Here is a 9,492-nt window from a genome sequence, read left to right as displayed (position 1 = left end):
AGATCATCCGCTGCCTCAAACGCTACATCGCCCGGGAACTCTACAAAGCGATCACCCAAAACGATCAAGAAAACACCGATTGACATCCATAGGAGCATCCGCCGCCCCGGACTTTTCCGTGGTCACCGGCCGCCGACGGCAACGCGGCCAGGAAGATCACCTACTGCAAGTGGATCGCTACCAGTCGTCAATGGACGGAGATGAGACTCATCGAAAACTTCTCCGGAGGTGTGCAATGCCCTTCCTGACGCAACTAGCCGACGTCGCCCGCCGGACCGGTCATCCCGTGACCGAGGTCGACGGGTGGAAGAGCCGGGGGCATGGGCCGCAGCCCGAGGTGCGCGGCATCGTCTGCCATCACACCGCGGGGCCCGCCGGCGGCGGCGACTACCCCTCCCTGCGCGTCGTGCGCGACGGGCGGCCGGGGCTGCGCGGGCCGCTGTCGCAGTTCGGGCTCGGCCGGTCCGGGCAGATCTACGTGATCGCGGCCGGCCGCTGCTGGCACAACGCCCCCTCGACCAGCTCCCTGCACACCAACTCCCGCTCGCTCGGCATCGAGGCCGAGAACAACGGCTTCCAGCCCTGGCCCGAGGTGCAACTCGACGCCTATCGGAAGCTGTGCGCGGAATTGTGCCGCGAGTTCGGGCTGCCCGTCTCGCGGGTCAAGGCACACCGGGAGGTCAACACCGCCAAGCCCGACCCCCACTCGGTCGACATGAACGCCTTCCGGGCGGCCGTGGCCGCCCTCATCGCCGGCACGCCCGGCTCGTCGTGGACAGAGGACATCGTGAAGCAACTGCCCCTGATCCGGCCCGGTGACGACAACCTCGACGTCAAGACGGTCCGGGGGTGCCTGTTCGCCCGAGGGCACGTGCCCTCGACGGTCTACGCCGACCTGCCCGGCGGGCTGGAGGGATGGCTGACCTCCAGCCTCTGCGACGACGGGCTGGTGGAGCTGGTCCGCTCGTTCCAGCGGGCTCAGGGCCTGGACGCGGACGGCCTCGTCGGCCCGAAGACCTGGCCCCCGCTGCTGCGCGTGTGACAAGACCGGCATGAGGATCGGCGCGTACGGGGGGCCGGCGCGCACGGGGCCCGGCACACGGGAGTCAGGCCACGCGGGGATCAGGCCGCACGGGGGTCAGGCCCGCGCCGGGCCCGGCGCGTACGGGGCGTGGGATACTTCGGGGATGGCGCGGATCGTCTTCATCGGGGTCGGTGACGTTGAGCTGACGCGCCGCGTCGTCTCCGCCCTGGTGCTCGCCCCCGCCCTGCGCGGCGAGCTGGAGATCGTGCTGCACGACGATGACCCGGGCAGGCTCGCCACGGCCGAGGCGCTCGTGCGCGCGCTCGACGCGGAGGCGGGCGCGGCGGCGAAGATCGGCAGCGTGTTCGACCGGCGGCAGGCGCTCAAGGGCGCCGGCTTCGTGGTCAGCCACCTCGACGTCGGCGGCTTCGAGGCCACGCTGCGCGACTTCGAGATCCCCCACCGCTACGGCCTGCGCCAGACCATCGGCGACACCATCGGGATCGGCGGCGTCTTCCGCGGGCTGCGCACGATCCCGGTGCTGGTCGAGCTGGCCGCGCAGATGGCCGAGGAGTGCCCCGACGCGTGGCTGCTGAGCTGCAGCGACCCGATGGCGATGACCGGGTGGGCGGTGCACGAGGCCACCGGGTTCGAGCGGTTCGCGGGGTTGTGCCACTCGGTGTGCGACACGCACGCCTACCTCGCCGACCTGGTCGGGCGCGACGAGGACGAGGTCGACACCTGTACGAAGAGACGCGCCGCGCCCTGTCGGCCGGTCACCCCCTGCTGATCCGCTGGCAGCACCAGGAGCCCGCGGCCGCGATGATCCTGGCGATGCTGACCGGCGAGGAGAAGGAGATCTACGTCAACGTGGCCAACCGCGGCCTGATCGGCAACCTGCCGGAGGGCGGCTGCGTGGAGGTGCCGGCCCGGGTCGGCGCGGCAGGGGTGCGCCCGGTCGCGGTGGGCGACCTGCCGGTCCAGGTGGCCGCGCTCAACCGCACGTTCCTCAACGTGGTCGAGCTGACCGTGCGCGCCGTGCTCGACGGCGAGCGCGCGCACGTCTACCGGGCGGCGATGCTCGACCCCAACACCGCGGCCACGCTGCCGCTGCCCGCGATCGAGGCGCTGTGCGACGAGCTGTTCGAGGCGCACGGCGACCTGCTGCCCGCGGCGGTGCGCCGATGAGCGAGTCGATGCCGACCGAGGTGCGGCGCGAGCGCATGCTGGCGCTGCTCACCGAGCAGGAGTTCGCCCGGGTGGCGGAGCTGGCCGAGGCGTTCGGGGTGTCCAGCGTGACGGTCCGCGCCGACCTCGACGCGCTGGAGGAGCAGGGCAAGGTGCGCCGGGTTCCTGATGATCCTGGCGACCATCATGATCCCGGCCCAGCTCCTGATGATCCCGACGTACGTCATGTTCAGCCGGCTCGGCCTGATCGACACCCTGGCCGCGGCGTTCGTGCCGTGGCTGGCGTCGGCGTTCGGGATCTTCCTGATGCGGCAGTTCTTCCTGTCGCTGCCCGCCGAGCTGGAGGACGCGGCCCGCATCGACGGGTGCGGCGCGTTCGGGGTGTTCTGGCGGGTGGTGCTGCCGCTGGCCCGGCCGGCGCTGGCCACGCTCACCGTGTTCACGCTGCTGGGCTCGTGGAACGACCTCGTCTGGCCGCTCATCGCGATCAGCGACGAGAGCCTGTACACGATCCAGCTCGGGCTGGCGAACTTCCAGGGCACCCGGCACACGCAGTGGCCGCTGCTCATGGCGGGCAACGTGGTGGCCACGATGCCGCTGATCATCGCCTTCGTGCTGGCGCAGCGGCAGTTCGTGGCCACGATGACGTTCAGCGGCCTCAAGGGGTGAGGCCGGCCGGGATTTCACCAGGCGACGTGGAGGGAGTCGAGGCCGTAGACGAGGTTGAAGGAGCGGAACTCGGCGGGCGGCCCGGCCTCGCGCAGCCCGGGGAAGCGCTCGAACAGGGCCGGGAAGGCGATGCGCATCTCCATCCTGGCCAGCGGCGCGCCCAGGCAGTGGTGCACGCCGTGACCGAAGGCGACGTGGCCCAGCTCGCCGCGGCCGATGTCGAGCCGGTCGGGGTCGGGGACGAGGGCGGGGTCGCGGTTGGCGGCGGGCAGCGCGCACGCCACCGTCGCGTTCTCCGGGATGCGCACGCCCGCCAGCTCCACCTCCCTGGTGGTGACCTTCATGGTGCCGGAGTGCACGATGCTGAGCCAGCGCAGCAGCTCCTCCACCGCCGCGCCGATCCGCTCGGGCTCCTTCCTGAGCAGGTCGAGCTGGCCGGGGTGGCGCAGCAGGGCGAGGACGCCGGCGGCGAGCATGTTGGCGGTGGTCTCGTGGCCTGCCACGAGCAGCAGGCTGCCGATGCCGACCAGCTCGTCCTCGGTCAGGTCGTCGCCGTGCTCGCGGATGAGCATGCCGATCAGGTCCTCGCCGGGGTCGCGGCGGGCGCGTCCGACCAGCTCGCGGATGTACGCGCGGGTCGCGGTCCGGGCCGCGGCGCGCTCGTCGAGGGGCAGGGACAGATCGAGCACCTTCGAGCTGCGCTCCTGGAAGCCGGCGCGGTCCTCGTACGGCACGCCCAGCAGCTCGCAGATCACCAGCGCCGGGATCGGCAGGGCGAACGCGCTCACCAGGTCCACCGGCGGGCCGGCCGCCTCCATCGCGTCGAGGTGCCGCGCCACGATCTCCTGGACGCGCGGCTCCATCCGGCGCATCCGGCGCATGGTGAACTCCGGGGTGAGCATGCGGCGCAGCCGGGTGTGCTCGGGCGGGTCGAAGAGCAGCAGGTGGCCCGCCTGGGTCCGCCTGACCTCCTCCAGGGGCATGTCGGGGGCGCCCGGCGGGCGCGGCTGCCGGGCGTTGCTGAACCGGACGGGGTCGCCGAGCACCTCCCTGACGTCGGCGAACCGGGTCACCAGCCAGACGTCCAGGCCGAACAGGCTGCGTACGAGCCGCACTCCTTCCTGCTCGCGCAGCCGGACGAGTTCGGGGTCGGGGTCGAAGGCGGAGCGGCGCATGTAGACAGGTAAGGTCGCGGAATCGCTCATGTCGTCTCCTGACGCATTTGCGCGGATCACCACCTGCCAACGTAAACGCTGCGCCGCGCCCGCGGGAGACCACCCTCGCCGGGGTTCCTTGCGCCGCGGGAGCGGGTCCAGGCCGGCCCGGGGTACAGGCCGGCCCGGGGTTATGGCCGGTCCGGGGTTACGGCCGGTCCGCGGCGGCGGGGTCGCCCAGCGCGACCGGCCGGGGCCGTTCGCAGGTGCTCCCGACGTCCAGCGACCGGCCGGTGTGCGCCGAGGCGAGCAGCGACTCCATGACGTCGAGCACGTGGAAGGCCAGCGTCCCGCCCGCCCTCGGCTCCCGGTCGGCCAGGAAGTCGATCAGGCCCACGCCCCGGCCCGCGCCGGCGTACCCGGCCGACACGGGCAGTTCTCTCGGGCCGTCGTCGCCGAGCCGGGTCAGCAGGACGTCCCCGTCGAAGCGGTTGGGGTCGGGCACGACGAGCGAGCCGCGCTCGCCGTGCACCTCGATGTTGGGCGCCCGGGTGTCCACCGCGTCGAAGCTCATCACCAGCGTGGACAGCGCGCCGGACTCGTGCACGAGCACGCCGGTGACGTGGGTGTCCACGGTGACCGGGATCTCCTCGCCCTGGCGGGGGCCGGAGCCGATCGTGCGCTTGGCCCGCGTGCGGCTCGCCGCGCCGATCACCGACGCCACGGGCCCGAGCAGCGTCACCAGGCTGCTGACGTAGTACGGGCCCATGTCCAGGAGCGGGCCGCCGCCCGGCACGTAGTAGAAGTCGGGGTTGGGGTGCCAGCGCTCGTGGCCGGGCGTCACCATCGTCGCCATGGCCGCCACCGGCCGGCCGATCAGGCCGTCGTCGATGGCCTGGCGGGCGGTCTGCGTACCGGTGCCGAGGACGGTGTCGGGGGCGCAGCCGACCCGTACGCCCGCCGCCCGCGCCGCCTCCAGCACCCGCCGCGCCTCCTCGCCGGTGGCGGCCAGCGGCTTCTCGCAGTAGACGTCCTTGCCCGCCGCGATCGCGCGCAGCGCGACGTCGGCGTGGGCGGCCGGGACGGTGAGGTTCAGCACGACGTCCACCCCCGGGTCGGCCAGCAGCTCGGCCACGCCCGTCGCCGCGACGCCCGGGTACGGCCGCGCCGCCTCCCGCGCCCGGTCGAGGTCCAGGTCGGCCACCGCGACCAGCCGCACCTGCGGCAGCCGGTCGATGGTGGTCAGGTACTGGGCCGAGATGGCCCCGCAGCCCACGATGCCCACGTTCAGCGGCTGGCCCACAACATGCCCCTCTCGATGATGGTGCGCACGCTGTCGTGCTCCAGGACGTCGAGGCTGTGCCCCGGCGTGGCGACGAAGATCCGGCCCTTGCCCCAGCGCCGGGTCCAGATCGCCGGCGAGGTCACCTCGCGGTGCCAGGGGTCCCAGGGGCGCACCTTCTGGGTCGTGGTGGCCAGCACGTCGATGTAGTCGTCGGTCAGCACCCAGTACTGCTCGGTGACGAGGTCGAAGTCGCCGATCCCCTCGGTGATCGGGTGCGCGGCCGCCTCGGGCAGCATGTTCACCGTGTACGGGACGAAGTTGTGCCGTTCGGTGCCCGCGTCCTCGTCGTCGGGGTGCTTGCCGGGGTGGCAGGCGAACTGGCCGCCGATGAGGTGCAGGTAGTCGGAGGAGTTGCGGTAGGAGTCGGCGATCCCGCCGTGCCAGCCGGCCAGCCCGGTGCCCGCCTCGATCGCGGCGCGCAGGCCCTTGAGCTCGGCCTGCTCGATGGCGCCCATCGTGTAGCACTGCACGATGAGGTCGACGTCGGACATGTACGCGGGGTCCGCGTAAGGCGCGGGGCTGTCCGACAGCCGCACCTCGTAGCCGTTCTTCTCCAGGAAGGGCACGAAGAGGTCGGTGGCCGCCACCGGGACGTGGCCTTCCCAGCCGCCCCGCACCACGAGGACCTTACGTCTGCGCTCGCCCGCCATGCGTCTCGCCAATCGCTCGATGAACCATAAACCAGTCGCGTGCCGCCAAAGTTGTTAAAGAGGGCACACATCGCCAATTGTGTCTGACTCCGACCGAAAACTCCCGCCCTATTTCCCCTCGATCTCGGCCATCCGTCGCGAGCCGTCATCGGTGCCGCCGCCGGAGACGTTGACCTTCCGGATCGCGCGATCTAGCTTTCCTTTAGGAAAGTTTCCTAAGAGTTCACGCCCTGGGGAGATGCATCATGAGCCTTCGTCGTCGCGTCGCGACCCTGTCGAGCATCGCCGCCCTCGGTCTGGGCATCGCGGCGCTCACCCCCGGCACCGCCCTGGCCGGCCCCTCCGGCTGCAGCACCCACCACACCTCGAACTGGGCGTCCAGCCTCTGCACCTCCGGCACGGGCAAGCACATGGTGGTCGTGCACGCTCAGCACCACACCGGCACCATCCTGATCACCGGCCCCTGCGTGCCGATCGGCCAGACCTCGGGCACCTCGGTCAACTGGCCGATCAAGTACGTCGGCTCGGCCGGGTGCTGAGAGCCGCTCCGGGCGCGTAGCCGGGGGCCGCACCTCACGACACCCGGCAAGGGCCTCCGCCCGGCGGGCTCACGTTCCCGCGCCCACCCGCTGTTCCGCCGCCGTGCCCCGGCTGCCCGCCGGCCGGCCCGCGGGCAGCCGGGGCACGGCCGCCACCAGCTCCCGCGTGTACGGGTGGCGCGGCCGGGCGAACACCTCCGCCACGTCGCCCTCCTCCACGACCCGGCCGTCCTTCATGACCAGCACCCGGTCCGCGAGGTGGTGGACGACACCCAGGTCGTGGGAGATGAACACCATCGCGGTGCCGTACTCGGCCTGGAGCTCGGCCAGCAGGTCGAGCACCTGGGCCTGCACGGAGACGTCCAGCGCGGAGACGGGCTCGTCGGCGACGAGCACGTCGGGGCGGGGGCCGAGCGCGCGGGCGATGGCGATCCGCTGGCGCTGGCCGCCGGACAGCTCGCGCGGGTGCCGGGCGGCCATGTCCGGCGGGAGGCCGACGCGGGCCAGCAGGTCCAGCACCCGGGCCCGGCGCTCGCGCCCGGGCAGCCGCAGCGGCTCGGCGATCAGGCGGCCGGCGGTGTGCCGGGGGTCGAAGGAGTCCAGCGGGTTCTGGGAGATGAGCTGGATGCGGGGGCGGCGGGGGCGGCGCTCCCGCTCGCGCAGGCCGCTCCAGGGCCCGCCGAGCAGGCTGACCCGGCCCTGGTCCGGTTCGAGCAGGGCCAGGGCCAGGCGGGCGAGCGTGGTCTTGCCCGAGCCGGACTCGCCCACGACGCCGAGCGTCTCGCCCCGATGCAGCACGAACGAGACGTCATCGACCACCCGCCGCGAACCGTAGGAACGTCCCAGCCCGGCCCCCACGAGCACCGGAACCGCCCCCACCCCTGGCCCCGGCGCCTCCACCCCTTTGCCCGGCGCCGCCGCGCCATACGACCGCGCGGCCCGATCGCCTGCGAGGCCGGACGGCTGGACACCGGCCCGGGCAGGAGTGGCCGGGGACGATGGTGGTTCGGGTGGGGCGGGGCGTCGGGGCAGGGGGGTGCCGTCCGTGAGGCGGGTGCCGCGTGAGGCGGCCGACGGGACCGCCGCGAGCAGGGCGCGCGTGTAGGCGTGCGCGGGCGCGACGAGCACGTCCGGGGCGGGGCCCTCCTCGACGACGCGGCCTTCCCGCATGACGAGGACGCGGTCGGCGATCGAGCCGACGACGGCCAGATCGTGGCTGATCAGCAGCAGCGCGCTGCCCGCCGCCCGGCGCTCGGCCAGCAGGCGCAGGACCTGGGCCTGCACGGTGACGTCGAGCGCCGTGGTCGGCTCGTCGGCGATGATCAGCTCGGGCTCGGCCGCGATGGCGGAGGCGATCAGCACCCGCTGCCGCAGCCCGCCGGAGAGCTCGTGCGGGCGCTGCCGGGCGCGTACCTCGGGCTCCGGCACGCCGACCGACTCCAGCAGCTCCAGCACTCTGCTCCCCCGCCAGGCCCGGGGCACCACGTCGTGGACGGCCAGCACCTCGGCGATCTCCGCGCCCACGGTGCGCAGGGGGTCGAGCGAGACCAGCGCGTCCTGCAGCACCAGCCCGGCGAACCTTCCCCGCAGCGCCCGCCACTCGCGCGGCCCGAACCCGAGCGCGTCCTGGCCCGCGACCGTGAACGCCGACGCCCGCACGTCCGCGCCGGGACCGGCCAGCCCGAGCAGGGTCCGCGCCGTGACGCTCTTGCCCGAGCCGGACTCCCCGACGATCGCCACGCACTCACCCGGCGCGACGGACAACGAGACCCCCCGCACCACCTCCACCCCGCCGAACCCCACCCACAGATCCTCCACGGCGACCAGCGCCCGCCCGTCCCCGCCACCGGGCCCGCCGGCACGAAGATCCGCCGCCCCGGGCCCGAACCCGCCGAGGTCCCCGGTGCCGGGCACGGACCTGCCGAGGTCTCCGGTGCCGGGCACGGACCTGCCGAGGTCTCCGGTGCCGGGCTCGGACCTGCCGGGGTCTTCCGTGCCGGGCGCCGGGGCATGGGCGATCGGGGGGTCGTCGGGTGGGGTGGGCGGGAGGTCCTGGTCGTGGGTGGTGGTCATGGTGTCCTTCCTTCGAAGCGGCGCTGGAGGCGGCGGCCCACCACGGTCAGGCAGGCGACGGTCAGCGTGATCGCCAGGCCCGGGAACAGCGCCTCCCACCAGGCCACCCGCAGGTAGTCGCGGGCCTCGGAGAGCATGGCGCCCCACTCCGCGGCCGGGGGCTGCGGTCCCATGCCGAGGAAGCTGAGCCCCGACCCGGCGATGATCGCCGTGCCGAGCCCGATCGTGGCCAGCACGGGGATGGGCCCGAGCACATTCGGGAGCACGTGCCCGGCGGTGATCGCCAGGCGGCCGCGGCCGAACGTGACGGCCTGCTCGACGCAGCCGGAGCGGCGCACGACGAAGGTCTGGGCGCGGATCACGCGGGCGTAGGCGGGGATCTGGGCGACGGCGATGGCGAAGATCACGTTCGCGGTGCCGGGGCCGGTGATCGCCACGACGAGCAGGGCGAGCAGCAGCTCGGGCAGGGTGGACAGGACGTCGAACGCGCGGGCCAGGGCCTCGTCCAGCCACCGGGGCGACAGCCCGGCGGCCAGGCCGAGCAGCACGCCGGAGGTGACGGCCAGGGCGGTGGCCACGACGCCGATGCTGATGGAGTGGCGGGCGCCGTGCACGACCCTGGCCAGGACGTCGCGGCCGAGGTGGTCGCTGCCGAACCAGTGCCCGGGGCCGGGCGGCGCGAGCGCGGCGAGCGGGTCGGCGGCCAGGGGGTCGGCGCCGGCGAGCAGGCCCGGCACGGCCACGGCCAGCGCGACCAGGCCGAGCAGCGCGGACGGGAGCAGCGGCGGCAGCACCGCGCTCCGAGGACGCCTCCTCCGGACCGCCGCCGGCGGTGCCGCGGGCAGGGCTG

General features: G+C 73.5%; 9 protein-coding genes and 2 pseudogenes. 6 read left to right on the top strand and 5 right to left on the bottom strand.

What is annotated here, in order from left to right:
* The first annotated feature begins 286 nt into the window (after positions 1-286).
* The 5 genes and pseudogenes from IO39_RS39620 to IO39_RS39610 form a co-directional block, all read left to right on the top strand.
* Positions 287-1,042: a peptidoglycan recognition protein family protein gene (locus IO39_RS39620; protein ID WP_169789200.1), complete on the top strand. Its 756-nt coding sequence runs from the start codon at positions 287-289 to the stop codon at positions 1,040-1,042.
* Positions 1,043-1,187: 145 nt separating this feature from the next.
* Positions 1,188-1,814: a family 4 glycosyl hydrolase gene (locus IO39_RS57070; RefSeq protein WP_211267338.1), complete on the top strand. Its 627-nt coding sequence runs from the start codon at positions 1,188-1,190 to the stop codon at positions 1,812-1,814.
* A gap of 32 nt (positions 1,815-1,846) precedes the next feature.
* Positions 1,847-2,212, top strand: a complete 366-nt coding sequence (locus IO39_RS57065; protein ID WP_211267337.1) for a family 4 glycosyl hydrolase — start codon at positions 1,847-1,849, stop codon at positions 2,210-2,212.
* A pseudogene (locus IO39_RS59250) lies at positions 2,209-2,367 on the top strand (DeoR family transcriptional regulator); the annotation flags it as partial. The gene IO39_RS57065 and the pseudogene IO39_RS59250, both read left to right, overlap by 4 nt.
* A gap of 1 nt (position 2,368) precedes the next feature.
* Positions 2,369-2,881, top strand: a pseudogene (locus IO39_RS39610) (carbohydrate ABC transporter permease); the annotation flags it as partial.
* Between the two features lie 14 nt (positions 2,882-2,895).
* Here IO39_RS39610 and IO39_RS39605 read toward each other — a convergent pair.
* From IO39_RS39605 to IO39_RS39595, 3 genes are all read right to left on the bottom strand, one after another.
* A complete protein-coding gene (locus tag IO39_RS39605) occupies positions 2,896-4,086 on the bottom strand; it encodes a cytochrome P450 (RefSeq protein ID WP_043635341.1) in 1,191 nt (396 codons plus the stop codon).
* A gap of 157 nt (positions 4,087-4,243) precedes the next feature.
* Complete coding sequence (locus tag IO39_RS39600) at positions 4,244-5,338, bottom strand: Gfo/Idh/MocA family protein (RefSeq protein WP_043635339.1); 1,095 nt, start codon at positions 5,336-5,338, stop codon at positions 4,244-4,246.
* Positions 5,323-6,042: a ThuA domain-containing protein gene (locus IO39_RS39595; RefSeq protein ID WP_245642546.1), complete on the bottom strand. Its 720-nt coding sequence runs from the start codon at positions 6,040-6,042 to the stop codon at positions 5,323-5,325. Before IO39_RS39595 ends, IO39_RS39600 begins: the two co-directional genes overlap by 16 nt.
* Before the next feature lie 233 nt (positions 6,043-6,275).
* Here IO39_RS39595 and IO39_RS55340 point away from each other — a divergent pair, with 233 nt between their 5' ends.
* The gene (locus tag IO39_RS55340) at positions 6,276-6,569 is read left to right on the top strand and encodes a hypothetical protein (RefSeq protein ID WP_043635333.1); all 294 of its coding nucleotides are present in this window, start codon (positions 6,276-6,278) and stop codon (positions 6,567-6,569) included.
* Between the two features lie 69 nt (positions 6,570-6,638).
* Here IO39_RS55340 and IO39_RS39585 read toward each other — a convergent pair whose 3' ends face one another.
* Together IO39_RS39585 and IO39_RS39580 are read right to left on the bottom strand one after the other, a co-directional pair.
* A complete protein-coding gene (locus IO39_RS39585) occupies positions 6,639-8,642 on the bottom strand; it encodes a dipeptide ABC transporter ATP-binding protein (protein ID WP_084774293.1) in 2,004 nt (667 codons plus the stop codon).
* Positions 8,639-9,436 carry an ABC transporter permease gene (locus tag IO39_RS39580; protein WP_245642545.1) on the bottom strand — a complete coding sequence of 266 codons (798 nt, stop codon included), beginning with the start codon at positions 9,434-9,436 and terminating at the stop codon, positions 8,639-8,641. The genes IO39_RS39585 and IO39_RS39580 overlap by 4 nt, the downstream gene beginning before the upstream one ends.
* Positions 9,437-9,492 lie beyond the last annotated feature (56 nt).

Origin of the sequence: Nonomuraea candida (genome assembly GCF_000725485.1) — a bacterium.
Lineage (GTDB): Bacteria > Actinomycetota > Actinomycetes > Streptosporangiales > Streptosporangiaceae > Nonomuraea > Nonomuraea candida.
The sequence above is the reverse complement of the archived record's forward strand: the minus strand, read 5'-3'. Positions and strand labels throughout refer to the sequence as shown.

What these genes read in the sequence shown, in the direction of transcription:
- IO39_RS57070 (WP_211267338.1), top strand. Translation starts at nt 1,188, where the DNA reads ATGGCGCGGATCGTCTTCATCGGGGTCGGTGACGTTGAGCTGACGCGC.
- IO39_RS57065 (WP_211267337.1), top strand. Translation starts at nt 1,847, where the DNA reads ATGATCCTGGCGATGCTGACCGGCGAGGAGAAGGAGATCTACGTCAAC.
- IO39_RS39605 (WP_043635341.1), bottom strand. Translation starts at nt 4,086, where the DNA reads ATGAGCGATTCCGCGACCTTACCTGTCTACATGCGCCGCTCCGCCTTC.
- IO39_RS55340 (WP_043635333.1), top strand. Translation starts at nt 6,276, where the DNA reads ATGAGCCTTCGTCGTCGCGTCGCGACCCTGTCGAGCATCGCCGCCCTC.
- IO39_RS39585 (WP_084774293.1), bottom strand. Translation starts at nt 8,642, where the DNA reads ATGACCACCACCCACGACCAGGACCTCCCGCCCACCCCACCCGACGAC.